16 protein-coding genes are annotated in these 25,589 nt (G+C 63.4%); 8 read left to right on the top strand and 8 right to left on the bottom strand.

Annotation, left to right across the window (positions count from 1 at the left end; translation table 11 throughout):
* Window positions 1–52: 52 nt before the first annotated feature.
* The gene (locus ACIPZH_RS07060; protein ID WP_400635692.1) at window positions 53–790 is read left to right on the top strand and encodes a substrate-binding periplasmic protein; all 738 of its coding nucleotides are present in this window, start codon (window positions 53–55) and stop codon (window positions 788–790) included.
* A 22-nt stretch (window positions 791–812) separates the two neighbouring features.
* On the opposite strand, the gene yccS is transcribed toward ACIPZH_RS07060, so the two are convergent.
* The 4 genes from yccS to mdtD all read right to left on the bottom strand — a co-directional run bounded on the left by yccS (window position 813) and on the right by mdtD (window position 7,285).
* Window positions 813–2,996, bottom strand: coding sequence for a YccS family putative transporter (gene yccS, locus ACIPZH_RS07065; RefSeq protein ID WP_267820561.1), 2,184 nt, complete (start codon window positions 2,994–2,996; stop codon window positions 813–815).
* Between the two features lie 83 nt (window positions 2,997–3,079).
* The gene (locus tag ACIPZH_RS07070; RefSeq protein WP_400624738.1) at window positions 3,080–4,261 is read right to left on the bottom strand and encodes an NAD(P)/FAD-dependent oxidoreductase; all 1,182 of its coding nucleotides are present in this window, start codon (window positions 4,259–4,261) and stop codon (window positions 3,080–3,082) included.
* A gap of 146 nt (window positions 4,262–4,407) precedes the next feature.
* Complete coding sequence (dbpA, locus tag ACIPZH_RS07075; RefSeq protein ID WP_267823863.1) at window positions 4,408–5,745, bottom strand: ATP-dependent RNA helicase DbpA; 1,338 nt, start codon at window positions 5,743–5,745, stop codon at window positions 4,408–4,410.
* A 112-nt stretch (window positions 5,746–5,857) separates the two neighbouring features.
* A complete protein-coding gene (gene mdtD, locus ACIPZH_RS07080) occupies window positions 5,858–7,285 on the bottom strand; it encodes a multidrug transporter subunit MdtD (RefSeq protein ID WP_241804032.1) in 1,428 nt (475 codons plus the stop codon).
* A 263-nt stretch (window positions 7,286–7,548) separates the two neighbouring features.
* Here mdtD and ACIPZH_RS07085 point away from each other — a divergent pair, with 263 nt between their 5' ends.
* Window positions 7,549–8,529, top strand: coding sequence for an RHS repeat-associated core domain-containing protein (locus ACIPZH_RS07085; protein ID WP_400635694.1), 981 nt, complete (start codon window positions 7,549–7,551; stop codon window positions 8,527–8,529).
* 124 nt (window positions 8,530–8,653) lie between these two features.
* Here ACIPZH_RS07085 and ACIPZH_RS07090 read toward each other — a convergent pair whose 3' ends face one another.
* The 4 genes from ACIPZH_RS07090 to putA all read right to left on the bottom strand — a co-directional run bounded on the left by ACIPZH_RS07090 (window position 8,654) and on the right by putA (window position 17,434).
* Complete coding sequence (locus ACIPZH_RS07090) at window positions 8,654–9,973, bottom strand: TldD/PmbA family protein (RefSeq protein WP_400635696.1); 1,320 nt, start codon at window positions 9,971–9,973, stop codon at window positions 8,654–8,656.
* Window positions 9,973–11,415: a TldD/PmbA family protein gene (locus ACIPZH_RS07095; protein ID WP_400635698.1), complete on the bottom strand. Its 1,443-nt coding sequence runs from the start codon at window positions 11,413–11,415 to the stop codon at window positions 9,973–9,975. Before ACIPZH_RS07095 ends, ACIPZH_RS07090 begins: the two co-directional genes overlap by 1 nt.
* Before the next feature lie 32 nt (window positions 11,416–11,447).
* Window positions 11,448–13,250: an acyl-CoA dehydrogenase gene (locus tag ACIPZH_RS07100; RefSeq protein WP_400635700.1), complete on the bottom strand. Its 1,803-nt coding sequence runs from the start codon at window positions 13,248–13,250 to the stop codon at window positions 11,448–11,450.
* Between the two features lie 230 nt (window positions 13,251–13,480).
* Window positions 13,481–17,434 (bottom strand): trifunctional transcriptional regulator/proline dehydrogenase/L-glutamate gamma-semialdehyde dehydrogenase, encoded by a 3,954-nt coding sequence (putA, locus tag ACIPZH_RS07105; RefSeq protein ID WP_400635702.1) that lies wholly within the window; start codon window positions 17,432–17,434, stop codon window positions 13,481–13,483.
* Window positions 17,435–17,790: 356 nt separating this feature from the next.
* On the opposite strand from putA, the gene putP reads away from it, so the two are divergent.
* The 6 genes from putP to ACIPZH_RS07135 all read left to right on the top strand — a co-directional run bounded on the left by putP (window position 17,791) and on the right by ACIPZH_RS07135 (window position 25,585).
* Complete coding sequence (gene putP, locus ACIPZH_RS07110) at window positions 17,791–19,269, top strand: sodium/proline symporter PutP (protein WP_400635704.1); 1,479 nt, start codon at window positions 17,791–17,793, stop codon at window positions 19,267–19,269.
* 128 nt (window positions 19,270–19,397) lie between these two features.
* Window positions 19,398–20,234 carry a 23S rRNA (adenine(2030)-N(6))-methyltransferase RlmJ gene (locus ACIPZH_RS07115; protein ID WP_400635706.1) on the top strand — a complete coding sequence of 279 codons (837 nt, stop codon included), beginning with the start codon at window positions 19,398–19,400 and terminating at the stop codon, window positions 20,232–20,234.
* 183 nt (window positions 20,235–20,417) lie between these two features.
* Complete coding sequence (locus ACIPZH_RS07120) at window positions 20,418–22,175, top strand: carbamoyltransferase (protein ID WP_115273446.1); 1,758 nt, start codon at window positions 20,418–20,420, stop codon at window positions 22,173–22,175.
* Complete coding sequence (locus tag ACIPZH_RS07125) at window positions 22,159–23,289, top strand: glycosyltransferase (protein WP_400635707.1); 1,131 nt, start codon at window positions 22,159–22,161, stop codon at window positions 23,287–23,289. The genes ACIPZH_RS07120 and ACIPZH_RS07125 overlap by 17 nt, the downstream gene beginning before the upstream one ends.
* On the top strand, window positions 23,289–24,185 hold the full coding sequence (locus tag ACIPZH_RS07130; RefSeq protein ID WP_241804023.1) for an antimicrobial resistance protein Mig-14: 897 nt from the start codon (window positions 23,289–23,291) through the stop codon (window positions 24,183–24,185). The genes ACIPZH_RS07125 and ACIPZH_RS07130 overlap by 1 nt, the downstream gene beginning before the upstream one ends.
* Window positions 24,182–25,585, top strand: a complete 1,404-nt coding sequence (locus ACIPZH_RS07135; RefSeq protein ID WP_400635709.1) for a PIG-L deacetylase family protein — start codon at window positions 24,182–24,184, stop codon at window positions 25,583–25,585. The genes ACIPZH_RS07130 and ACIPZH_RS07135 overlap by 4 nt, the downstream gene beginning before the upstream one ends.
* Window positions 25,586–25,589 lie beyond the last annotated feature (4 nt).

Genomic DNA, 25,589 nt, shown 5'->3' on the forward strand with positions numbered 1-25,589 from the left:
ATCGAAGACCGCCATCAACAGCCTGTGCCCCCTACTGCAAAAGGACTTGAGCATGCGGCCACTGTTTTGCGTTCTGGGAGTGTTGGCCGTAATGCTGGCGGCGCCAGCCCTGGGCCAGGCCAAGCTGCGGCTGGTGGCCGATACCTGGCCGCCGTTCACCGATGCCGGTATGCCCGGTGGTGGCCTTGCCACCAGCATCGTCACCACGGCGCTGGCGCGTGCAGGTTACCCCAGCGAGTACGAGGAAGTACCGTGGGCGCGGGCGCTGCTCGGGGTGAGCGAAGGCCGCTACGACGTACTGATCAATGCCTGGTACAACGATTCGCGCACCCGCATCGGCCAGTTTTCCAAGGCCTACCTGACCAACCGCATCCGTCTGCTCAAGCGCAAGGGCGACAGCTTCCGTTACAGCCGCCTGGCCGATCTGTACCCCTACAGCATTGCCGTGGTGCGTGATTATGCCTACTCACCGGCATTCGATAGCGACATCCGCTTGCACAAGGTGCCGGTACGCAACTTTTCCTCCGCCGTGCGCATGCTGGCTGCTGGGCGGGTAAACCTGGCGGTGGAAGATGAGTTCGTGGCGCGCTACAACCTGCAGCGCGAACCCGAGTCGGTGCGCAATGTGGTGGTGTTGGTCGAACCCGCGCTGGGCGAGAACACCCTACATATCCTGGTCAGCCTCAAGCACCCGGAGCATCGGCAGATCGTCGAGCGATTCGAGCGCAGCATCGAAGCGATGAAGGCAGATGGCAGCTATGCACGGCTTCTGCGCCAGCATGGCTTTTGATCTGCGGCGCAGGCAAGAACGATCAGGCCGGTGAGCTCTCTTTGATCAAGTGCGCTGCCAAGGTGCGCAACGGCCCCAACTGCCGGCAGATCAGCGCCAATTGGGTTTGCACCAATCGTTGATGTTCATCCAGTTCTTCGGGCATCTGCTCCAGCGTATTGGCCAAGGCTTCCTCTGCATCGCTGTGGATCGCCACGGGTAACCGCGCTGCCAGGCCGTTGGCGATTTCGTCGAGGCTGGCGGCCAATGCCTGCCCCGCGCCCTCGATCAGCTGCTCATGGACTTCTGCCGGCAGCGCCGTATCACGGTGCGCCCCCAGCCCTGAGAGGTAGCTGAGCAAGGTGTGCGACAGCACCAGGAAGCGGAAGCCCACATCGGCCTCCTTACGGAAGTGCCCCGGCTCCATGAGCATGTTGGCCAGTGTGGTGGACAGCGCTGCGTCGGCGTTGTGTGCGTTGCGTCGGGCCAGACGGTAGGCCAGGTCATCGCGCTTGCCGTGGGCATACTGCTGCATGATTTGACGCAGGTACACACTGGCGCAGGCCAGGGTGTTGGCCAGTGCCTTGTTCAGGCGCCGGCCCTGCCAGTCGGGGAGGAACAGGAACACCGCGACGATGGCGATCAGGCTACCGACCAAGGTATCGAACAGCCGTGGCAGGAACAGGCCGTAGCCATCGCCGATCTGGTTGAAGCAGAACAGGATCATCAGTGTGATCGCCGCCGTGGCCAGGGTGTAGCGGGTGGTCCGGTTGACGAAGAACACCACCCCGGCCACCACTGCGAACGCCGATTGGATCAGCTGATTCGGGAACAGGTCGAACAGCGCCCAGCCAACGGTCAGGCCGATGGCTGTGCCGAAGATCCGCTGCACGAGCTTGCGCCGGGTCGCGCCATAGTTGGGCTGGCAGACGAACAGGGTGGTGAGGATGATCCAGTAGCCTTGGGTCGGGTGGATCAAGTGCACCATGCCGTAGCCCACCGACAGCGCCAACGACAGGCGCAGGGCATGGCGGAACAGCAGTGAGGTTGGTGTGAGCTGGGTGCGCAATCGCTTCCACACATCCTTGAGGTTGCGTGGCGAACGGTCGAGCAGGCTGCTGTCGCTGGCGTCGGCCAGGCTGTCCGGGTTGCTGGCGGCGCCAAGCAGGCGGTCCAGCGTGGCCAGGTTTGCCGCCAGGGCGCGTAGTGAGCGCAACAGCCCGCGCCAGGCGGGGTTGTTCTGGTTGCGCAGGTGCTCCAGCGAGGCGTTGAGGTCATCGAGGGCCTCGGCGAAGCCGGTGGCCAGAACGAACGGCTGGCGCAGCCGGATCGAGCGTGCCAGTTCCTGGCAGGATGCCCCTTGTTTGCGCAGCAGGCGCTGGCAGCGGAACATCACGTCGCTGTGGAAGAACGCCTCGGTCAGGGCGTTGTAAGGGTAGTGCGAGGCGCTCACCCGTTCGTGGATGTCCTGGGCCAGGAAGTACAGCTTCAAGTAGCGGCTGACCTTGGAGTTGGGTTGGCTGTTGCCGACCCGGTGCAGAATGATTTCCTTGGCGGCGTTCAGCGCGGCGACCACCTTGCCGTTTTGCCGGGCCAATGCCAGGCGCTGGGCTTCGACATCGAGTGTGCGAATCGGCTCGAACAAGCTGGCCTTGAGCTTGAGGTAGGTGCCCAGTTCGAAGAACAGTTTGGCCAGGCTCTGCTGTACCGGTTGGTTGGAGAACAATGCCTGCCACAGTACCGAGAGCAGGCCATACCAGGCGGCACCGGCCACCAGCAGCATTGGTTCATGCCAGAAGTCGCTGACTTCGCCGCCGCGCTGGTCCACGCCGATCATGGTGTACACCGACAGAATCAGCGTTGCCGACGCAATCGCTCCGTAGCGTTCACCCAGTGCGCCAAGCATGGTCAGGGAGAAGGCGGCCAAGGCCATGGAGATGGCGAAGATCCAAGGGTAGGGGAACAGCAGTTCCACCGAAATTGCAGCGATGGCGAAACACACCAGGGTGACGAGCAACGCGCTGAGGCGGCCTTGCCAGCTATCGTCGGTCTCGGCCAGCGCGCTGGCGATGATGCCGAGGAACAACGGGATGAGCAGGCTCATCTCGTTTTGGTACCAGCACCAGGCCATGCTGCCGGTGAGGGCGATGGTCACCCGGATGGCGTAGCTGAATTTGTCTTGACCCCACAGGCGACGCAATGACTGACGGAACGAACTCGATGACATGATGGCCTGCTGGCAGTGATCGAATGAATGCATTACGGCACGGACCAGCAAGAAGCGTTCCGTGCTGCTGAATGGATTCTACTCTACACGAACTGTGCTGCAGCGTTGGCTGATGCCCATGCCCATTGGAAATTGAAACCGCCCAGATGGCCGGTGACATCCAGCACCTCGCCAATGAAATAGAGGTTGGGGGATTTCAGCGATTCCATGGTTTTCGACGACACCTCGCGGGTATCGACGCCGCCCAAGGTGACTTCGGCGGTGCGATAGCCTTCGGTGCCTGCCGGTACCAGCTGCCAGGCGGCCAGTTTGTCGGCGATCTGCGCCAGCTCCGCCGGGGTGTACTGCTTCATGGGTTTTGATTCGAACCACTGTTCGGCCAGCAGGTTCGCCAGCTTGCGGGTGAACACCTCGCCCAAGACGGTCTTGAGTTCCGCGTTGGCGCGCTCGGCCTGCTGCTGTTGCAGCCAGGCCAGTGCATCACGGTCGGGCAGCAGGTTGATTTCAACGGTGTCGCCGGCCTCCCAGAACGAGGAAATCTGCAGGATCGCCGGGCCGCTGAGGCCGCGGTGGGTGAACAACAGGTTCTCGCGGAAGCGGGTGCCGTTGCAGCTGGCTGTGCAATCGAGCGAGGTGCCCGACAGTTCGGTGCACAATGCCTTGAGTTGAGGCTCGGTGATGGTGAACGGCACCAGGCCTGCGCGGGTCGGTAGCAAGGTATGGCCGAACTGGCGGGCTACCTGATAGCCGAAGCCGGTCGCGCCCAACGTTGGGATCGACAGGCCTCCGGTGGCGATCACCAGCGATTGGCAGGCGAACTGGCCGGCGCTGGTTTGCAGGAGATAGCCGTTTTCGGTCTTCTCGATCTGCTCGATGCTGGTGTTCATGCGCAGCTCGGCACCGGCTTCGTCGCATTCGGCCAGCAACATGTCGAGGATGTCGCTGGCCTTGTTGTCACAGAACAGCTGGCCGAGCTTCTTCTCGTGGTAGGGCACGCCATGCTTGGCCACCAGCTCGATGAAGTCCCATTGGGTGTAGCGGGCCAGGGCCGACTTGCAGAAATGTGCGTTCTGCGAAAGGAAGTTGGCCGGCTCGGTGTACATATTGGTGAAGTTGCAACGCCCGCCACCCGACATGAGGATCTTCTTGCCGGGCTTGTTGGCATGGTCGAGCAGCAGCACCCGGCGGCCACGGCGGGCGCTGAGCTGGGCGCACATCAGGCCGGCGGCGCCGGCGCCGAGGATGATCACGTCGGTGGTGTGCACGGTGTTACCTCATTGCTGGTTCTGGACCGCTGCGCGGCCATTGCCGGCAAGCCAGCAGCCACGGGCATCGCACAATGCCTGAGGCCTGTGGTGGTCCTGTGGGAACTGGCTTGCCGGCGATGGGCTGCAAAGCAGCCGCAAAAATGTCAGAGAATGCGGACTTTCAGGGCGCGGCCCTTGATCTTGCCGCTGTTCAGCCGCTGCATCGCCTGCTTGGCCAAGGCCCGCTCCACGGCCACGAAGGCCTGGAAGTCAAAGATGGCGATCTTGCCCACCTGCTTGCCCGGGATGCCGGCATCACCGGTCAGCGCACCCAGGATGTCACCCGGGCGCAGCTTGTCCTTGCGGCCTGCGGCGATACACAGCGTGGTCATGACCGGCAACAGCGGTTCGCCACCTTTGTTCTTCAAGCTGTCCAGCTGGTCCCAGCGCAGCGGGCTCTTTTGCAGTGCCTCGATGGCCTGGGCGCGATGGCCTTCGGCCGGTGCCACCAGGCTCACGGCAATGCCTTTCTCGCCGGCGCGACCGGTACGGCCGACGCGGTGCACGTGGATTTCGGCATCGCGCGCCAGCTCCACGTTGATGACCATGTCCAGGCCATCGATATCCAGACCGCGTGCAGCCACATCGGTGGCTACCAGCACCGAAGTGCTGCGGTTGGCGAACATCGTCAGCACTTGGTCACGGTCGCGCTGCTCGAGGTCGCCGTGCAGGGCCTGGGCCACGATGCCCTTGGCGGTGAGGTGGGCGACCACATCTTCGCACTGCTGCTTGGTGAAGCAGAACGCCACGCAAGACTGCGGGCGGTAGTGGCCGAGCACGCGGGTGACGGCCTCCAGGCGCTGTTGCGGGTCGATCTCGATGAAGCGCTGTTCGATCTGGTTATCGGTGTGCAGGCTCTCGACCTTGACCTGCTGCGGCTTGCGCATGAAGTCGGCGGCCAATTGCTCGATACCGGCCGGGTAAGTGGCGGAGAACAGCAGGGTCTGGCGGCGCGACGGGGTCTTGCCGATGATGCTGGCGATGGCGTCGAAAAAGCCCATGTCGAGCATACGGTCGGCTTCGTCCAGCACCAGGGTATTGAGCCCGTCGAGCACCAGGGTACCCTTGTCCAGGTGCTGCTGGATGCGCCCTGGGGTGCCGACGATGATGTGCGCGCCATGCTCCAGCGAAGCGATCTGCGGGCCCAGCGACACCCCACCGCACAGGGTGAGGATCTTGATGTTGTCTTCAGCGCGGGCCAGGCGGCGCAGCTCTTTGGCAACCTGGTCGGCAAGCTCGCGGGTGGGGCACAGAACCAGTGCCTGGCAACCGAAGTAACGCGGGTTGATCGGGTTGAGCAGGCCGATGCCGAAGGCAGCGGTCTTGCCGCTGCCGGTCTTGGCCTGGGCAATCAGGTCCTGGCCTCTGAGGATGACGGGCAGGCTCTGGGCCTGGATCGGCGTCATCGCGGCATAGCCGAGGGCGTCCAGGTTGGCCAGCATGGCGGCGGACAGCGGCAAAGTGGCAAAAGCGGTGGTTTCGGTGGTCACGAGGCGGGCCTGCGTTGCGAAGCGAAAAATGCCACGCAGTCTACCAGCCTCATGGCCATTCGCCCTAAGACTCCATGTGCTGTTCCGGACGACGGGCACGCCTTCCGTCCGTCGGCGACAGCTGCAGGAAGATCGCCGCCGCCAGCATGGCCATGATACCGATGGTCACGAAGGTCAGCTGGAAGGCGCCCAAGGTGGTGTCCACGCCATCGGCATTGCCAGCTGCGGTGAAACCGCCAAGCAGTGCGCCTGCGCAGGCCACGCCCAGGCTCAGCGACAGCTGCGCGACCACCGATAGCAGGCTGTTGCCGCTGCTGGCGCTGGCATCGTCGAGGTCGATCAGGGTTACCGTGTTCATGGCGGTGAACTGCATGGAGTTCACCGCGCCCAGCAGGGCCAGTTGCACCAGCAGTACGGCATACGGGGTTTGCCCGTCGACCAGCCCCAGGCTGGCCAGCAGCAGGCCGAGCAGCACGGTGTTGCCAGTGAGGACGATACGGTAGCCGAGCCGCTCGATCAGCGGCCGGGCAACGGACTTGGCGACCATCGCGGCCGCCGCCAGCGGGATCATGCTCATGCCGGCCTGCGCTGGCGAATAGCCCAGCGCCACCTGCAACAGTAACGGCACCAGGAACGGCAGGGCGCCGCTGCCCAGGCGGGCGAACAGGTTGCCCAGAATACCGATGGCGAAGGTGCGCACCCGGAACAGGCTGGGCGAGAACAGCGGCTCGGGATCGCGCCCGGCGCGCAGCCAGTAAGCCGCCAGGCATGCCATGCCGGCGAACAACAGCAGCATCACCCGCAGGTGCGGCAGGTGCAGCTCGCCCAGGCCTTCCATGGCGATGGTGATCAGCACCATCGCGGCGCCGAACAGCAGGAAGCCCGGCGTGTCGAAACGGGTCCGTTCGGCGCCGCGCAGGTCGGGGATGAACTTCCACACGGCGTAGCAGCCGATCAGGCCGACCGGCAGGTTGAGCAGGAAGATCCAGTGCCAGCTGAGAATTTCCACCAGCCAGCCGCCAACCGTCGGGCCCAGCAGCGGCCCCAGCAGGCCGGGGATGGTGATGAAACTCATGATGCGCACCAACTCGGTGCGCGGGTAGGCGCGCAGCACCACCAGCCGCCCGACCGGCAGCATCAGGGCGCCGCCCAGGCCCTGCACCACACGGGCAAAGATCAGGAAACCGAGGCTATTGGCGGCGGCACACAGCAGCGAGCCGAAGCTGAACAGCAGGATGGCACTGAAGAAGATGCGCTTGGTGCCGAAGCGGTCGGCGATCCAGCCCGAGGCGGGGATCAGCAGGGCCACGGTGAGCATGTAGGCGATGATCACACCCTGCATGCGCAGCGGGTCTTCGGCCAGCGAGCGGGCCATGGCTGGCAGCGCGGTGTTGAGGATGGTGCCGTCCAGGGACTGCATGAAGAAAGCGATGGCCACCACCCAGGGGATCCAGCGGGCGGTGGTGGGGTCCAACGGGGTGCGTTCGGGCATTTTATCCTCAAATCATGGGCTGGACAGGCACGGGCAGTTTCATGTGGAGGGGGAAAGCCGGTGCGTTACCTCAGAGACCTGCCGAGTTCCTGCGGATTCAACCGCTTGATGCAGAGCCAGATATTTGACGGTCCTATCACTTTTACCAGTTGAGCATTCGACGATACAGGGTGATTGTAGAGGGAGGCGTGACGGCATGCAGGTTTCTCGCCTCACGATTGCTGTGGGTCGAGGTGGGCCTTACCTGGGCGAGGAAGCAGGAAATGCTGTTTTTCTACGAAAAAGGATGTTTGGCCATGCTGATGGATGCCGCAGGGGCTGAACGCCTGATGCGGTCTGGTCGGCTACCGCTGGTCCTGGGCCAGGCTGATTGTAGGCGATTGATAGCGACTGACGTCTCTTCATCGGTGCTCAGGGCGATCACTGGCAGCACAGGCGATCACGCGCTTTGTTACGACGCGTACGGCTGCGACGGTGTGCCTGGAAGGGCCAAACTTAGTTTGGGTTTCAATGGTGAACTTTACCTTCCGCGGCAGACGGTGTATGCGCTGGGCAATGGCGAGCGTTTTTACAGTCCCAGACTCCGGCGCTTCTGCTCTCCTGATAAGTCTGGCCCCTTTACATCGGCGGGTATTAATGATTATGCCTATTGTCGAGGAGATCCCGTCAACTTTATCGACCCGAGCGGGCGTGCTGGCATTCCTACTCTTCAATTTTTGGCAGGTCGGGAAGTGGGGCGCGGGCCTTTTGTAGACTTCTTTAGTAGGGGGACGCCCGCGCATAATAAAATAATTAGCTACGGCCCGGCGGCAGAGGTTCTAGCGCCGCAGTCGATGGCTGGGCTGGACGATGGGATTGGAATAAATCGAATGGTGCAGGATACTGCTGCTTACGACCCGAAGGGTTTTGCCAAGTATATGAAGAGCTATCTTCCAATGACGGATAAGGTATCAGCCACAGCTGTGAGAGATGTCATTAACTCCATCGAGAGAGGGTTGGACTCTAAACACATTCACATCTCACAGACTTTACCTCCGTCAGCACGGGATGCTCCAAAAATCAACATTAGTTATACGGGTATGACGGAGGTGCATGCAGTCAGGCTAAAAGCGGCTCTTGGGCCGTACGAGAGTCGTATTAGCCAACCTAAACTGCCCGCTAGAAATTATCAGCCCATTCCGGTCCGGAAGTCTGTTGAAGTCATGGCCTTGTGGAATGAAACCAACAGTATTCGAAGCACGTAGGGGTTCGATAATAGGGCTGGGTAGCATTGACATGGTTCCCTAGCACAGGGTATCCGTAGCATGCTCTGCATTATACTCCTCTTCACAGTCTGGTCAGGCCTGCGAAGAGGTTGGTATTGCCCTCCTATAGTGTCAATGTCAGGCCTTTGACCAGTGCCCCGGGCAAATGACTCGACCCAGTGCTGCGTTGTCCATAGGTGCTGGTCGACAGGATCATTTCCCGCTCACAGGTCAGGTCTTCCAGCTGGCTGCCCAGCAAGTTGTACAGGCTGTCATCGAAACGCATGGTGCTTACCGGCCCCTGGATCTGACCGTTTTCCACCCAGAAGGTCGCGAAGCGGGTGAGCCCGGTCATGCGCGCTGCCGGCAGGTCCGAGTAGTTCAGGTACCACAGGTTGCTGATGTACAGGCCAGTACCCAACCGCGCCAGGATGTCTGCGTTGGCAAGATTTCCCGCTGCCAGGCTGAGGGCGCAGGGCGATTCGTAGCTGTCTGCGCCATTGGCCAGCAACTCGAACTCAGCAGCGCTGCGGGCACTGATCAGCCGTTGCTGCGCCTGTCCTTGCTGAATCAGCGGCACATCCAGGCGCGGTGAGCCTTCATCGGAAAACGCCGGGCTCAACGAACCGCTGACTTGCTCGGAGAAGCTCACCAGCGGGCTAAGCCGCACATCGCCGTTGTACAGGCGCTGCAAGGCACTGTTGCCAGTCGCCAGGGCCTGCGCGGAAAAACCGCCCCAACACAGCATGCCGGCGATCTCGTCCATCGCTGCCGGCGCCAGGAAAGCGCGGTAGTTGCCCGGCTTGAGGGTGACCGCCGGGCGCCCGAGAAAGCCCAACTGCTCCCGCGCCTGGCGCAGGCGTGCGCTGAAGTCGTCGGCGCTCCACCGCTGGCCGGCATAGTTGGCCTTCACCGCCTCGCCGTTTGGGTGGAACAGGCTCCAATCGAAGTTGAAGCTGTTGGCCTGGTGCCAGCCGAAGGCGCCGAACGAGCTGGCGAAGCCTCGGCAGATCGGGCCCGCGGCGTATATACCGACCAGGTCGAGGTCACCGGCTTCATGCTCCAGCAGCGCCAGCACTTCGCTCAGGTCTGGCAGCGCCTGCGCTTGTTGGCTGTGGCTGTGCCAGGCGCTCTCGTCCAGGCGCAGGTAAGGGTCGACGGCGAGCAGTGGCAGTGTCTGGCGCAGCTGCTGCAGCGCATCCGCCAGGCGTTGGCGATCCAGCTGCGCATCGCCGCTCAAGGTCACGTGCTGTTCGGCCTGGCGGCCATCGCGGATCAGCCGCAGTTGCGCGCTGGCCTGGCTCACTTCGCCGGCCTGGCGGACCTTGGCGTGGTTGAAACGCACGAATTGCGACTGCTCGGCGCTGTAGCTCAGGGTGAACTGCTCGCCCGCGTGCAGGGCGGCGCGCACGTCCCCGACCAGGGTTTCGAAAGCCTGTTTCATCACGCGTCTCCTCCGAATACGTCGATCTGGCGGAACACGCAGGCCGGCGAGGCGTGCCCTACGCGCACCACCTGGTTGGGCTCGCCCTTGCCGCAGTTGGGCGTGCCCAGCACCTGGAAGGTGCTGCGGTCGCCGACTGCCGACAGGTTGCGCCAGAACTGCGCAGAGATGCCGCGGTAACTCGGGTTCTTGACGATGCCCTTGAGCTGGCCGTTCTCGATCAGTTGGCCCCATTCGCAGCCGAACTGGAATTTGTTGCGCGCATCGTCGATGGACCAGGAACGGTTGGTACGCATCAGGATGCCGTGCTCGATGCCTCCGATCAGTTGCTCGAGAGACTGGTCGCCCGGCTCGATGTTGAGGTTGGCCATGCGGTCGATGGGGGCCCGGTTCCAGCCGCAGGCGCGGCTGTTGGCCACGCCGTCCAGGCCGGAGCGGAACTGCGACAGCGCCCCGCCCAGCGGGCGCAGCAGCAGGCCGTCGCGGATCAGGAACTGCTTGCTGGCGGCACTGCCGTCGTCATCGAAGCTGTAACTGGCCAGCTCTTCGCCGATGGTTGGGTCGAAGGTCACGTTGAGCAGGCTGGAACCGTACTGCAGGTGGCCGAAGTCGCTGGCGTTGACGAAGCTGGTGCCGGCGTAGTTGCGTTCGTCGCCGAGGATGCGGTCCATCTCCAGTGGGTGGCCAATGGATTCGTGGATCTGCAGCATCATCTGGTCGGGCATCAACAGCAGGTCGCGCGGGCCGCTGGGGGTGTTCGGGGCCAGCAGCAATTGCAGTGCCTCGTCGGCTACCCGGCTGGCCGCGCCGACCAGGCCACAGCGCTCGATGATTTCGAAACCACCCTGCTGGCCGAAGTTGTCACGGCCAAGGCTGCGGCTTTGGCTGTCCTGGCCATCGCTGGCCGTTACGCCAAGGCCTGGGAACAGAAAACGTTGGGCATGGCGCAGTTCGGCGCCGGCGGAGTTGAGGTAGGTTTGCTCGACCAGGCTCAAGCCCAGGCTGGCCTGCCAGTCCACCAGGCGGCTGTCCTTGGGCACGCTGGCCGATTCGGCGGCGAGCAGGCCCAGGCAATCGGCAAGGCTGGGGACGGGCTGGTCGAAGTTGGGCGAGACATGATCGTGGCGTGCGCTGGCCACGGGCTGGTCGCGCAGGTCCAGCAGGCTGTGCCGGGCGATCTGCCGGGCCAGCGTCTCGGCTTGCTCCAGGGCGCGCTGCAGCCCAGCCTGGGACAGGTCGGCAGTCGCCGCATAGGCCTCCACGCCATTGACCCGCACGGTGAGCATGGCGCCTTCGTCCAGGCTGAAGCATGGCGGTTCGGCGACATTGCGGCGAACCGACAGCGCTTGGTGCGACTGTTTTACATGGCGTAGGGAAAACAACTCGGCCGTACTGCGCAGCGCAGCAAAGCGCTGGCGCAGCAGGGCGCTGGAATCGAACATGCGCAAGCCTCCGTGTACACGGTGGCTCCCCCTTAGAACCACTCGTCCTGCATGCCGAGGCAAGTGTTGTCGCGCGCCTCGAGCAATGCCAGGTCATTATGGCAGCCTGGTACTTCCCAAGTCAGGAAATAACGGGCTGCCTGCAGTTTGCCCAGGTAGAAGTCGCGGTCTGCGGCATTGCCCTTGAGCAGGCCAAGTTCGGCATGGATCGCTTGCTCCAGCCAGCGCCAGCCGATCACGCAATGGCCAAAGGCCTTGAGGTACAGCGCCGAGTTGGCAAGGGCGTCGGCAATCTGGCCTTGGGCAAGATCACCCAGCAGGGCAAGGGTCACGGCTTGCAGGCGACTGACCAGTTGCTCGAGGGGTTGGCGCAAGGTATCAAGATTGGGGTGGTGGCTGGCGCGCTCCGCGGTGCTGGCGATCAACCGAATCAGTTGCTTGAGGCCGGCGCCATTGTTTTGCGCCAGCTTGCGTCCGAGCAGGTCTAGCGACTGGATGCCCTCGGTGCCTTCGTGGATCGGGTTCAGGCGATTGTCGCGGTAGTACTGCTCCACCGGGTATTCGCGGGTGTAGCCGTGGCCGCCGAGGATCTGAATCGCCAGTTCGTTGGCCTTGAGGCAGAAGGTCGATGGCCAGGACTTGACGATCGGGGTCAGCAGGTCGAGCAGTTGCTGGGCTTGAGCGCGGCCGTTTTCGTCGCTGGCGGTGTGGGTGTCGTCGAACAGCCGCGCGGCGTACAGGCCCAGGTCGAAGGCACCTTCCACGTAGGCCTTCTGCGCCAGCAGCATGCGCTTGACGTCGGTGTGGCTGATGATTGGAACCGCAGCGCTTCGAGGATCCTTGTTGTCCGGCAACCGACCCTGGGGCCGTTGGCGCGCGTATTCCAACGCGTACAGGTAGCCGGCGTAACCGAGCATGACCGCGCCCATGCCGACACCGATACGTGCCTCGTTCATCATCTGGAACATGCAGGCCAGGCCCTGGTGCGGCTGGCCCACCAGATAGCCGACACACTGCCCGTTATCGCCGAAGTTCAGCGCGGTGGACGTGGTGCCGCGCCAGCCCATCTTGTGGAACAACCCGGCCAGCAGCACGTCGTTGCGTTCGCCACGGCTGCCGTCCTGATTGACCAGGAATTTCGGGACGATGAACAGCGAAATGCCTTTCACCCCGGCTGGTGCATCCGGCAGCTTGGCCAGGACCATGTGCACGATGTTTTCCGACAGTTCGTGGTCGCCGCCGGAAATGAAGATCTTGTTGCCTTTGATCCGGTAGCTGCCATCGCCGACAGCTTCGGCACGGGTGCGGATATCGGCCAGCGACGAGCCGGCGTGGGGTTCGGTCAGCGCCATGGTGCCGAAGTAGCGCCCCTCGATCATCGGCTGCAGGAACAGACGTTTCTGCTCATCGTTGCCGAAGCTTTCGATCAGGTTGGCCGCGCCCATGGTCAGGAACGGGTAGGCCGTGGTGCCGGCGTTGGCGGCCTGGAAGTGGGCAAAGCAGGCTTGCGAGACCAGGCTGGGCAGCTGCATGCCGCCGACTTCGAAGTCGCGGTTGGCATTGAGGAAGCCTGCTTCGAGAAAGGCATCGACCGCCGGTTTCACCTCGGGGATCAGTTCGGCGCGGCCATCCACATAGCGCGGCTCGTTTTCATCGGCCTTGCGGTTGTGCGGGGCGAAGTACTTTTCGGCGATGGTGCGGGCGGTGGTCAGCGCGGCGTCGAACGTTTCGCGGCTGTGCTCGGCGAAGCGCGGGCGCTGGGTCAGGGCTTCTGCGTCGAGCACCTCAAAGAGTTCGAAGGCGAGGTTGCGGGGGCTGAGCAGGGTCTCGGGCATGGTGGCGGTCCTGAGGCGGGATGCTGCGAGTGTAGGGAATCGGCTGGTGAGGGGGGAGATTGATAAGTTTGGGTGATATGGGTTCAAAACGAGGAATGGGACGCGTGTTTGGCGTGCGTGTGGAGCATTTCAACTTTATACGCTGAGAGAAATTTCCCACCACATTCCTCTGTTTCGAGACAGGCAAAAAAAGGAGAGCCGAAGCTCTCCTTTTCGTTACCTCAGCCTGTTCAGCCAATGGTCATCAAGCTGGCATTACCCCCCGCTGCAGCGGTATTCACACTCACCGCCCGCTCGATCACCAGCCGCTCCAAGGCAATCTGATGGTCGCCGCTGGACAAGCCGTGCACGCCGACGATCGCACCGGCGCGTTTGGCCACTTGCTGGCACACGCCACGCAGTTGGTCGGAGTCGCCGTGATGGATCACCGCGTCGAACGCCACCTCATCCTTGCTCCAGTCCGCCACCAGCTTGACCTTGGCCTGCAGCTCTTTTGGCAGGCGACCGCGCAGGGCTTTGCCTGGCTCGCCATCCACCCACACTGCCGAGCTGCCCACCGCCAGGACTGCAGCGAACTGTGCCAGCAGGTCGGCTTCGTTGTCTGCCAGGCACAGCACGTGCTCTCGCGGCAGGATGGTGTAGGTGTTGCGCTCGCCGGTCGGGCCTGGCAGCAGGCGGGCGATGCCGCTCTGCGACTGGCTGGCGAACTGGTCGCACAGCGTGGCCAGCTCCGCTTGCTGGTTGTTCTGGGCCCAGGCTTTGAGGCTGTGCAGCGGTTTGATCAGCTGTTCGTGCAGGGTGCGGTCCGGTTTGCCTTCGCCGTCCTGTTGCTGGAAGTGCCGGCCGATGGCGTCGGTCGGGCGGGTCGACAGCAGGCGGTACAGGTACAGAGGGCCACCCGCTTTCGGGCCGGTACCGGACAGGCCTTCACCACCGAACGGCTGCACGCCCACCACCGCACCCACGATGTTGCGGTTGACGTACATGTTGCCGGCGTTGGCGTTCTCCACCACCTTGGCGATGGTCTCGTCGATGCGGGTATGCACGCCGAGGGTCAGGCCGTAGCCGGAGTTGTTGATCTGCTCGATCAACTGATCGAGGTTGCGGCGGTTGTAACGCACCACGTGCAGTACTGGGCCGAAGATCTCGCGCTTGAGCTCATCGAAGCTCTCCAGCTCGATCAGGGTCGGCATCACGAAGGTGCCACGCTTGGTTTCAGCAGCCTCTGCGATCGCCACCTGATAAACCGGGCGGCCTTTTTCACGCATGCCCTGGATGTGCTTCTCGATACCGGCCTTGGCTTCGGCATCGATCACCGGGCCAATGTCTACCGCCAGGCGGTCCGGGTTGCCCAGGCGGCTTTCGGCCATGGCACCTTTGAGCATCTCGATCACGCGGTCAGCCGAGTCTTCCTGCAGGCACAGCACGCGCAGGGCCGAGCAGCGCTGGCCGGCACTGTCGAAGGCCGAGGACACCACGTCGATCACCACTTGCTCGGTCAATGCCGAGGAGTCGACGATCATCGCGTTCTGGCCACCGGTTTCGGCGATCAGCGGGATCGGGCGGCCCTGGTTGTCCAGGCGGCCGGCAACGTTGCGCTGCAGCAGGCGCGCCACTTCGGTGGACCCGGTGAACATCACGCCCTTGACGCGTTCGTCGCCGACCAGGCCGGCACCCACGGTTTCGCCGCGCCCTGGCAGCAGTTGCAGCACGCCTTCCGGAATGCCGGCTTCGAGCAGCAGGCGCACCGCCTGGGCCGCGATCAGTGGCGTCTGCTCCGCTGGTTTGGCCAGCACTGGGTTACCGGCAGCCAAGGCTGCGGCGACCTGGCCGGTGAAGATGGCCAGCGGGAAGTTCCATGGGCTGATGCACACCACCGGGCCCAGCGGGCGGTGGGCGTCGTTGCTGAAATCGTTGCGCGCCTGCACGGCGTAGTAGCGCAGGAAGTCGACGGCCTCGCGCACTTCGGCGATGGCGTTGGCGAAGGTCTTGCCGGCCTCGCGGATGAGCAGGCCCATCAGCGGCTGGATCTCGGCTTCCATCAGGTCAGCGGTGCGCTCCAGAATCGCTGCACGCTCGGCGGGCGGCGTGGCCTGCCAGATCGGTGCCGCATTGAGCGCGCACTGGATGGCGTTGTCGACGTCGGCAACGGTGGCTTCCTGCACGTGGCCGACCACATCGCGATGGTCCGCCGGGTTCAGTACCGCGGTGGCAGCGCCTTCGCTGGTGGCGCAGGCGAGCAATGGGGTGGCTTTCCAGTCATTGTGTGCCGTGGCCAGCATGGCGCAGGACAGCGACGCCAGGCGGTGTTCGTTGGCCATGTCGATACCGGCCGAGTTGGCCCGCTCACTGCCATAAAGGTCACGCGGCAACGGGATGCGCGGGTGCGGCAGGCCGATGCTGCCTTCCTGGGTGGCCATGCGCTCGATGCTGGCGACCGGGTCGGCGACCAGTTCCTGGATGGAGATCGAGTGGTCGGCAATGCGGTTGACGAACGAGGTGTTCGCGCCGTTTTCCAGCAGGCGGCGCACCAGGTAGGCGAGCAGGGTTTCGTGGGTGCCGACCGGCGCGTAAACGCGGCACGGGCGGTTCAGCTTGCCTTCCGAGACTTTACCGACAACCTGCTCGTACAGCGGTTCGCCCATGCCGTGCAGGCATTGGAACTCGTACTGCCCCGGGTAATAGTTCTGGCCGGCGATGTGGTAGATGGCCGACAAGGTATGGGCGTTGTGGGTGGCGAACTGCGGGTAGATGGCTTCCGGTACTGACAGCAGCTTGCGGGCGCAAGCGACGTAGGAAACGTCGGTGTACACCTTGCGGGTGTAGACCGGATAGCCTTCCAGGCCCTCGACCTGGGCGCGCTTGATTTCGCTGTCCCAGTAGGCGCCTTTCACCAGGCGGATCATCAGACGGTGGCGGCTGCGTTTGGCCAGGTCGATGACATAGTCGATCACATACGGGCAGCGCTTCTGGTAGGCCTGGATGACGAAGCCGATGCCGTTCCAGCCGGCCAGCGATGGCTCGAAGCACAGGCGCTCGAGCAGGTCGAGCGACAGCTCCAGGCGGTCGGCCTCTTCAGCGTCGATGTTCAGGCCGATGTCATATTGCTTGGCCAGCAGGGTCAGCGACAGCAGGCGCGGGTACAACTCTTCCATCACCCGCTCGTATTGAGCGCGGCTGTAGCGTGGGTGCAGTGCCGAGAGCTTGATCGAGATGCCAGGGCCTTCATAGATGCCACGGCCGTGGGAGGCCTTGCCGATCGAGTGGATCGCCTGCTCGTAAGACGCCAGGTATTTCTGCGCGTCGTGCTCGGTCAGCGCGGCTTCGCCGAGCATGTCGTAGGAGTAGCGGAAGCCTTTGGATTCGAAGCGGCTGGCGTTGGCCAGCGCCTCGGCGATGGTCTCGCCGGTGACGAACTGTTCGCCCATCAGGCGCATGGCCATGTCGACGCCCTTGCGGATCATCGGTTCGCCGCTCTTGCCGATGATGCGGGTGAGCGAGGTGGTGAGGCCGGCTTCGTTGTGGGTGGAGACCAGCTTGCCGGTGAGCAGCAAGCCCCAGGTGGCCGCGTTGACGAACAGCGACGGGCTGTTGCCCAGGTGCGGATGCCAGTTGCCACTGCTGATCTTGTCGCGGATCAGCGCATCACGGGTGCCTTTGTCGGGGATGCGCAGCAGGGCTTCGGCCAGGCACATCAGCGCCACGCCTTCCTGGGATGACAGGGAGAATTCCTGCAGCAGGCCCTGGACGATGCCGGCGCGGCCGCCAGCGCTCTTCTGGTTGCGCAGCTTCTCGGCGATCCCGGCGGCCATCTTGTTGGTCGCCTCGGCCAGTGGCGCGCTCAGGCGCGCCTGTTCCAGCAACATCGGCACCACTTCCTGCTCGGGGCGGCGGTAGGCGGCTGTAATGGCCGAGCGCAGCACCGACTGTGGCAGGATGCTCTCAGCGAACTCCAGGAAACACTGGTGCGCGTGGTCGGGCTGTACTTCACCGGCATCGTCGGCCGGGTTGTTGGCCTGACCGTTGAGTTCGGTCAGGGTGGCGCCACCCTCCAGCTTCTCCAGGTAGTTGAAGATCGCTTGCTTGATCAACCAGTGCGGCGTGCGGTCGATAGACTGCGCAGCTGCCTTGAGTCGTTCACGGGTAGGGTCATCGAGTTTGACCCCAAGGGTGGTCGTCGCCATTTCTTATCCTCGTTATTGCCACGGTTGTGGCCTAAGCTAACGCCAAGAGTAGCCGTAGGACATTTCAGGTGCAACCAGGTGCAACCCTATTTTTTGGCGGAAGAGGTGCAACTCGTCTGATGAATAATCCTACGCGCTAAAGCTGCCTCTTTCTGATGCATTTTGTTCTGAAAAAAGCAGGTTTTGCTCCAGAAAGGAGCAAAAAAGCGGCATGACCTGAAAATGCACGAGAAGGTGCAACTGGCCGATGAAAAGTGGTTGCACCCCATTAACGTTGTTGCATAGGATTCGCCGCCTGGGTGCAACCGTCCCGATTCGGTTGTACATGACATAAAAACAAACGCCAGGGCACAAGCATGGGCAATCCACTAACGATCACTTTCGTGATCTATATCGCGGTAATGGTACTGATCGGCTTCGCCGCCTATCGCTCCACCAACAACCTTTCCGACTACATTCTGGGCGGTCGCAGCCTGGGTAGCGTGGTCACCGCGCTTTCCGCTGGTGCTTCCGACATGAGCGGCTGGCTGTTGATGGGCCTGCCGGGCGCCATCTACTTCTCAGGCCTGTCCGAGGCCTGGATCGCCATCGGCCTGACCGTCGGCGCTTACCTCAACTGGTTGTTCGTCGCTGGCCGTCTGCGGGTGCAGACCGAGCACAATGGCGATGCGCTGACCCTGCCGGACTACTTCTCCAGCCGCTTCGAAGACAGCAGTGGCCTGCTGCGGATCATTTCCGCCATCGTCATCCTGGTGTTCTTCACCATCTATTGCGCCTCCGGTATCGTCGCTGGCGCCCGCCTGTTCGAAAGCACTTTCGGCATGTCCTACGAGACTGCGCTGTGGGCCGGCGCTGCGGCGACCATCGCCTACACCTTCATCGGTGGCTTCCTGGCGGTTAGCTGGACAGACACCGTGCAGGCTACGCTGATGATCTTCGCGCTGATCCTGACCCCGATCATCGTGCTGATCTCCACCGGCGGATTCGACACGACCATCCTGGCAATCGAAGCGCAGAACCCGGCGAACTTCGACATGCTCAAGGGTGCGACCTTCATCGGCATCATTTCGCTGATGGGCTGGGGCCTGGGCTACTTCGGTCAGCCGCACATCCTGGCGCGCTTCATGGCCGCCGACTCGGTGAAATCCATCGCCAAGGCGCGCCGCATTTCCATGACCTGGATGATCCTGTGCCTGGCCGGTACCTGCGCCGTGGGCTTCTTCGGTATCGCCTATTTCTCGGCCAATCCTGACCTGGCCGGCCCGGTCACCGAGAACCGCGAGCGTGTGTTCATCGAGCTGGCGAAGATCCTGTTCAATCCATGGGTGGCCGGTGTGCTGCTGTCGGCCATCCTGGCTGCGGTCATGAGCACCTTGAGCTGCCAGTTGCTGGTGTGCTCCAGTGCTTTGACCGAGGACTTCTACAAAGCCTTCCTGCGCAAGAGCGCCTCGCAGCGTGAGCTGGTCTGGGTGGGGCGCCTGATGGTACTGGCCGTGGCGCTGATCGCCATCGCCATGGCTGCCAACCCGGAAAACCGCGTGCTAGGTCTGGTGGCCTATGCCTGGGCCGGCTTCGGTGCCGCCTTCGGTCCGGTCGTGCTGATCTCGGTACTGTGGAAAGGCATGACCCGTAACGGTGCGCTGGCCGGTATCGTGGTCGGTGCGCTGACCGTGATCCTGTGGAAGCAGTTCGACACCATCGGGTTGTACGAAATCATCCCAGGCTTCCTGTTCGCCAGCATCGCCATCGTCGTGGTGAGCAAGCTCGGCAGCCCGACGAACAGCATGGTTTCGCGCTTTGAAACCGCTGATGCTGCGTATCACTCTGAAAAGTAATACCTGACACCTGTCGGGTCGAGGTGCCCTGATCGCCGGTAACTGGCGGTCGGGGCGCTGTCGAACGGCAGCCAGGCCTGACTCCGCCGGCAAGGCAAGGTAAACTTGCTGCCCGCGCAGGAGTTGCCATGAACTATCGTCACGCCTTCCACGCCGGCAACCATGCCGACGTCCTCAAGCACATCGTGCTGACCCGCCTCATCGCCCTGATGTCGCGCAAAGAACAGCCGTTCGCCTATATCGACACCCACGCCGGCCTGGGTCTCTATGACCTGCAAGGCGACCAGGCCACCCGTACCGGTGAGTACCTGGAAGGGGTCGGGCGCTTGTGGAATCGCGATGATCTGCCGGCCATCGCCGCCGATTACCTTCGCGTCATCAAGCGCCTGAACAGCGATGGCGAGCTGCGCTACTACCCCGGTTCGCCGGAGCTTGCCCGCCGGCTGATGCGCCAGCAGGACCGTGCCCTGCTCAACGAAAAGCACCCTGAAGACGGGCCGCTGCTCAAAGAAAACATGAAGAAAGACCCGCGCGTGGTGGTGCACCTGGGCGAGGGCTGGCACGTGCCGCGGGCATTGCTGCCAGTGGCGGAAAAACGCGCGATCATGCTGATCGATCCGCCGTTCGAGCAAGCCGATGAGCTCAAGCGCTGCACCACGTCGCTGAAAGAGGCGATCGGCCGCATGCGCCAGACCGTCGCGGCCATCTGGTACCCGATCAAGGACCAGCGCTCGCTCACACGGTTCTATCAGGACCTGACCAGCACTGGCGCGCCCAAGCTGCTGCGGGTCGAGCTGTATGTTCACCACCAGGACAGCCCACAAGGCCTCAATGGTTCGGGCCTGGCCATTGCCAACCCGCCATGGGGGCTGGAAGACGAACTCAAGGCGCTGCTGCCCTGGCTGGCCAGAGAGCTGGCGCAGACTGCCGGCAGCTACCGCATGGACTGGTTGATCGCTGAATAGAGCGGTTGCCCAGTCTGCCCCTGTCGCCGGCGCGGCACGCGCTTAACGCCGCGCCGCGCCTGTCGGAGCCGCCTTGCCGGCGATAGGGCCAGTTGCAAGTGTTTGCGTTATAATCCCGCCTTTTAGCCGTCACCCGCCCCTGAGGCCGCTGGCGCATCTCTACCGAATGAAGAGGCTGATCCCTTGGCATTGACGATTCTTGGCCTGTCCGGCGCCCTTAGCCATGACCCTTCCGCGGCCCTGTACATCGACGGCAAACTGATTGCCGCCGCCGAAGAAGAGCGCTTCGTGCGTGACAAGCATGCGAAGAACCGCATGCCTTACGAGTCGGCGAAGTTCTGCCTGGAACAGGCTGGCATCAAGCCGTCCGATGTCGACGTGGTCGCTATCCCGTTCGCCCCGATCAGCCTGTTCGGCAAGGCTCGCTGGCACTATGCCAAGCGCTACTGGTACGCACCGGACCGGGCCCTGGACGCGATTCTGATGGGCAACCGTCGCTACAAGCGCTACCGCAAGAAGATCGTCTGGTGCCTGGAGCAACTGGGCTTCGACCCGAAAAAAGTCAAGATCGAGCCGGTCGAGCACCACCTGGCGCATGCCTCCAGTGCCTATCACTGCTCGGGCTTCAAGGAAAAGACTGCGATCCTCGGTATCGACGGCAAGGGTGAGTACGCCACCACGTTCTTCGGCTATGGCGAAAACGGCAAGATCCACAAGATCAAAGAGTTCTTCGACCCGGATTCGCTGGGCGGCCTGTACGGTGCGATCACCGAGTTCCTCGGCTTCGAAATGCTCGATGGCGAGTTCAAGGTCATGGGCATGGCGCCCTATGGCGATGCGAGCAAATACGACTTCTCCCGCCTGGCCAGCTTCGAGAACGGCGAACTGGTGATCAACACCGAGTACGCCAACGTCATCGGCCTGCGCCGCTATAAAGAGAAGGGCAAGGGCTTCTACTTCTCGCCGAAACTGATCGAATGGCTGGGCCCCAAGCGCGAAGGCGACATTGCCGACGAGCCCTATATCCATTACGCAGCGAGCATGCAGGCGTTGTTCGAGAAGCTGGCCCTGCAGATGATCGACCACTACCTGGGCGACACCCTGCGTGAAACCGGCAAGCTGGCCTTTGCCGGCGGCTGCGCGCTGAACGTCAAGCTCAACCAGAAGATCATCGCCCGCCCGGACGTCAAAGAGCTGTTCGTCCAGCCGGCTTCCGGTGACGCCGGTACTGCGGTCGGTGCTGCCGCCTATGTGTCCCACGCCCGTGGCGTACCGGTCGAGAAGATGGAGCACGTCTACCTCGGCCCTTCGTACTCCAACGAAGACGTGATCGCCGCCTGTGCCCGTCACCCGAACCAGCCGAAATGGCGCAAGCTCGACGACATGCCTCAGCAGATCGCCAGGATCATGGTCGACGGCAACCCGGTGGCCTGGTTCCAGGGCCGCATGGAATTCGGCCCGCGCGCGTTGGGTGGCCGTTCGATCATCGGCTGCCCGAGCGTCGAAGGGGTGGCTGACCGTATCAACCACCAGATCAAGTTCCGCGAACGCTGGAGGCCTTTCTGCCCGTCGATGCTCGACACCGTCGCCCCGCAAATGATCAAGATCGATCACCCGGCGCCGTTCATGACCTTCACCTTCGAAGTGGCTGAAGAGTGGAAGACCCGCGTGCCGGAAGTGGTGCACGAGGACGGCACTTCCCGCGCCCAGGTGCTCAAGCGTGAGTACAACCCGCGTTACTACGACATGATGAAGGCGCTGGAAGACCTGACCGGCAATGGCGTGTCGCTGAACACGTCGCTCAACCGCCGCGGCGAGCCGATGATCTGCTCGCCGACCGATGCGCTGAACATGTTCTTCGGCTCGGACCTGCAGTACCTGATCATGGAAGACATTCTCGTTGTGAAGGACGGCGCCGCCGCGTATGACCAGCCGCTCTGAGCCGCGCATCCTGCAGTTCTGCCATGGTTATGACGGGCCGTTCCTGGACTGTGCCCGTCAGTACGCCAGCCTGTTCCAAGGCAGTGGCTACAAGGTCACCACGGTCTTTCTCACCGGCGCCGCCGACCCGCAGGTTGCGGCTGGCTGCGCGTCGGACGAAGTGCTGTTCCTGCAATTCAGCTCCAAGGCCGTTCGCGGCCTGAAGCTCGGCGCCATACGCGCCCTGCGCCGTATCGCGGCCGAGCGCAATTTCAGCTTCTGCATCGCCCACCGCTTCAAGCCGATCTACGTGGCTTTGTTGGCGACCGGCCTGCCGGTGATCGGGGTGCACCATGCGTTCGGCGACTATGAACGCAAGGGGCGGCGCCTGTTCGCCAACCTGTTCAGCAAGCGGCTGAGCCTGCTTGGCGTGTCGGACGCGGTGCGCGACGACATGCGCCGCTGCCTGCCTGGGTGGCCGGCCGAGCGGATCCAGACGCTGTACAACCGTATCGACATCGAGGCCCTGCAGGCTTCGCTGGTGCCGCGCGCGCAAGCGCGTCAGGCCCTTGGCCTGGATGCGCAGGCGTGGGTCGTCGGCAATGTCGGGCGCCTGCACCCGGACAAGGACCAGGCGACCTTGCTGCGCGGTTTTGCCCAAGCCCTGCCAGAGCTGCCGGCCGGCGCTCGTCTGACGATCCTCGGCACGGGGCGGCTGGAAGGCAAGCTCAAGGCGTTGGCTGGCGAGCTGGGCATTGCCGGGCAGGTCGACTTCCTCGGCCAGGTCGCGGATGCGCGCCGCTACTTCCAGGCGTTCGACGTGTTCGCACTCAGTTCCGATCATGAGCCGTTCGGGATGGTCCTGCTCGAAGCCATGGTGGCCGGCGTACCGGTGCTGGCAACGGCCTGCGGTGGGGCTCGTGAAGTGGTCGAAGGCGTGGGTGTGTTGTTCCCCCTCGGCGATGCCTCGCAGCTGGCCCAGGGCTTGAAGCACATGGCGTTGCTGGATGAGCAGCAGCGCGAAGCATGCGCCTCGCACATGCTGCAGCGCCTGCACGAGCGTTTCTCCGATCAGGCCGTGCGTGAAACCTTCTGGCAGCTGCCGCAAGTCAGTGCGCTGGCGGTGCGCAAGTGATGCTCAATCATATTCAGGCTGTGCGTGAGCGTGGCTGGCAGGTAATCGACGCCGCCGCCTACGCCGAGGCGTGGGAGCGGTTCGGTGGTAGCGTTGCCACGCACCCGCTGGTGATCGAACGATTGGCGGACCTGGCGCAGATCCCCGTGCGTTACCTGGGTTGGCATCAGGCAGGCGAGCTGAAGGCTGGCATTGCCACTTGGGGGCGTCATTTGGCGCTGTCCAAGGACGTGCTCAAGCGTGCCGGCAAGAAAGGCCTGTTCGACCTGGGCAATGCCGAGATCATTCTGCCAGCCGCGGGCGACGCCGCCGCACCCTTGCGCCATACCGCGCGCTACCTGTCCGAGCTGAACCAGGGGCGCTTCAGCGGCCTGAAGGCTCAGAAAGAGCAGCTGGCGATGGCCCGCGCCCATGAAGACCTGTCGAAGAAATTCCGCTACAACCAGCGCCGCGAGTTGCGCCTGCTGGAAGAGGCGGGTGGTGTGGTGCGCCCGATTGCCGATTTCAGTGCTCAGCAGATCGCTGCCATGTACTGCGACCTGTTCCAGCGCCGCTGGGGGTTCCCGGCCACCGGTGCCGAGCGTATGGCCGATGTGCTCGAGCGTCTGCGTGAGTTGCTGATCGGCTCGGTGCTGTTGCTCGACGACAAGCCTATCGCCATCCAGCTGGTCTACCGGGTGGAAGCGCCGCAGTGGATCAGTGTCGAGTACGTCAATGGCGGCGTCGACCCTGAGACCAAGGCCTTCAGCCCTGGCAGCGTACTGAGCTTCCTCAACACCCAGGCTGCCTGGGAAGAGGCTCGCGCACGCAACAAGCCTCTGCGCTTCTCGTTCGGCCGTGCCGACCGCGAGTACAAAGACCGTTGGTGCAACCCTGTGCCGGTGTTCCAGGCGTGAGCCGCAAACAGCAGTTGCTCAAGCGCCATCGGCGCAACAAGCGCCTGGGGCTGCTGGCTGGCCTGGCGGTGCTGGTTGCCCTGGGCACATTCACCTGGTGGTGGCTGCCGTTGTTGCTGCTGCCACTGCTCTGGGCGGGCCACGAAGCCTGGTTCGCCGATCATCTTTTCTATGCCCCGAACGAAGACTACGCCTACGACTTCGGCGAGCAGACCCGCGAAGCGCCTGTCACCTTGCGTGACGGCGTGCTCAAGGTCGATACGGCGCTGCAGGGTAATGAAACGCTGATCGTCGAGGTGCGGGTAAAAAGCAGGTGGCTGGGGCGTTTTCTCGACCCCTGTGTCGAGCTGCTGGGCGATGAGCGCGCTGACCGGCAGACGTTCGAGCGTGGTGTCGACGGCGTTCGCTTCCTGAACCTGACCGGGCTGGCTGCACCGCTGCAGGCGGGTACGCTGCGCGTGCGCGGCCGTCACTGTCGCGTGCAGGGCCAGCCGCGCCTGTGGATAACCCCCGGCGTCGACATGCAGCGCCGTCGCCTGATGGTGATCGCACCCCATGCCGATGATGCCGAGCTGGCGGCCTATGGCCTTTACAGCCAGGCCGACGAAGCCTGGGTGGTGACCTTGACCGCTGGCGAAATCGAAGCAGAACACTACCAGCAGATGGGCATGGGCAAGGCCGAGGCGGCGCGGCTCAAGGGCCGCCTGCGCGCCTGGGACAGTATTGCCGTGCCGCGCTGGGCTGGGGTGCCAGAGGCACGTTGCGTGCAATTAGGCTACTTCTGCCTGCAACTGCCGGCCATGCAGGCAGCGCCCGATGTGCCGGCTGTTTCCCGTGAAGCCGAGATGGCCGATATCCGCCCGTTCCGTCGCTTCAACCCGTTGTCGTTGCCGGCTGACAGCGATGGCGCGCCAACCTGGAACAACCTGCTGGCTGACGTGCGTGCGCTGCTGGAGATGGCCCGGCCTGAAGTGCTGGTTCTGCCGCACCCGCAGCTGGACCCGCACCCTGATCACATCTGCGCCCATGTGGCCGTCATGCAGGCGCTTGAGGGCTTGGCGTGGCAGCCGCAGACGCTGCTGTGCTATGCCAACCATCTGCACGACAACGACCGCTGGCCCATGGGCGATAGCGGCGATGGCGTGGCCTTGCCACCGCAACTGAGTGCCGGCCAGCCGTGGGCACCGTGCAGCCTGGTGCTGGACCTGCCAACGCAGCGCGACAAGGCGATGGCCCTGGGCATGATGCATGACCTGCAGCCTGCCGCGCCGTTCAAGCGCCGCTTGCGTCGGCTGTTGCAGCGCTGGCTGGCCGGGCGCCGGCCATCGCCTTACGGTGAGAATGAGTTCTTCCGCAAGGCCGTGCGCCGGCATGAACTGTTCTGGCGCCGTGAGCTGTAGACAA

Source organism: Pseudomonas sp. NPDC089758, from assembly GCF_044748705.1.
GTDB lineage: Bacteria > Pseudomonadota > Gammaproteobacteria > Pseudomonadales > Pseudomonadaceae > Aquipseudomonas > Aquipseudomonas putida_X.

Bases quoted from the DNA above. Each gene is read 5' to 3' on its own strand.
- ACIPZH_RS07060 (WP_400635692.1), top strand. From the start codon at position 53: ATGCGGCCACTGTTTTGCGTTCTGGGAGTGTTGGCCGTAATGCTGGCG.
- yccS (WP_267820561.1), bottom strand. From the start codon at position 2,996: ATGTCATCGAGTTCGTTCCGTCAGTCATTGCGTCGCCTGTGGGGTCAA.
- dbpA (WP_267823863.1), bottom strand. From the start codon at position 5,745: ATGCTGGCCAACCTGGACGCCCTCGGCTATGCCGCGATGACGCCGATC.
- mdtD (WP_241804032.1), bottom strand. From the start codon at position 7,285: ATGCCCGAACGCACCCCGTTGGACCCCACCACCGCCCGCTGGATCCCC.
- ACIPZH_RS07085 (WP_400635694.1), top strand. From the start codon at position 7,549: ATGCTGTTTTTCTACGAAAAAGGATGTTTGGCCATGCTGATGGATGCC.
- ACIPZH_RS07090 (WP_400635696.1), bottom strand. From the start codon at position 9,973: ATGAAACAGGCTTTCGAAACCCTGGTCGGGGACGTGCGCGCCGCCCTG.
- ACIPZH_RS07095 (WP_400635698.1), bottom strand. From the start codon at position 11,415: ATGTTCGATTCCAGCGCCCTGCTGCGCCAGCGCTTTGCTGCGCTGCGC.
- ACIPZH_RS07100 (WP_400635700.1), bottom strand. From the start codon at position 13,250: ATGCCCGAGACCCTGCTCAGCCCCCGCAACCTCGCCTTCGAACTCTTT.
- putA (WP_400635702.1), bottom strand. From the start codon at position 17,434: ATGGCGACGACCACCCTTGGGGTCAAACTCGATGACCCTACCCGTGAA.
- putP (WP_400635704.1), top strand. From the start codon at position 17,791: ATGGGCAATCCACTAACGATCACTTTCGTGATCTATATCGCGGTAATG.
- ACIPZH_RS07115 (WP_400635706.1), top strand. From the start codon at position 19,398: ATGAACTATCGTCACGCCTTCCACGCCGGCAACCATGCCGACGTCCTC.
- ACIPZH_RS07125 (WP_400635707.1), top strand. From the start codon at position 22,159: ATGACCAGCCGCTCTGAGCCGCGCATCCTGCAGTTCTGCCATGGTTAT.
- ACIPZH_RS07130 (WP_241804023.1), top strand. From the start codon at position 23,289: ATGCTCAATCATATTCAGGCTGTGCGTGAGCGTGGCTGGCAGGTAATC.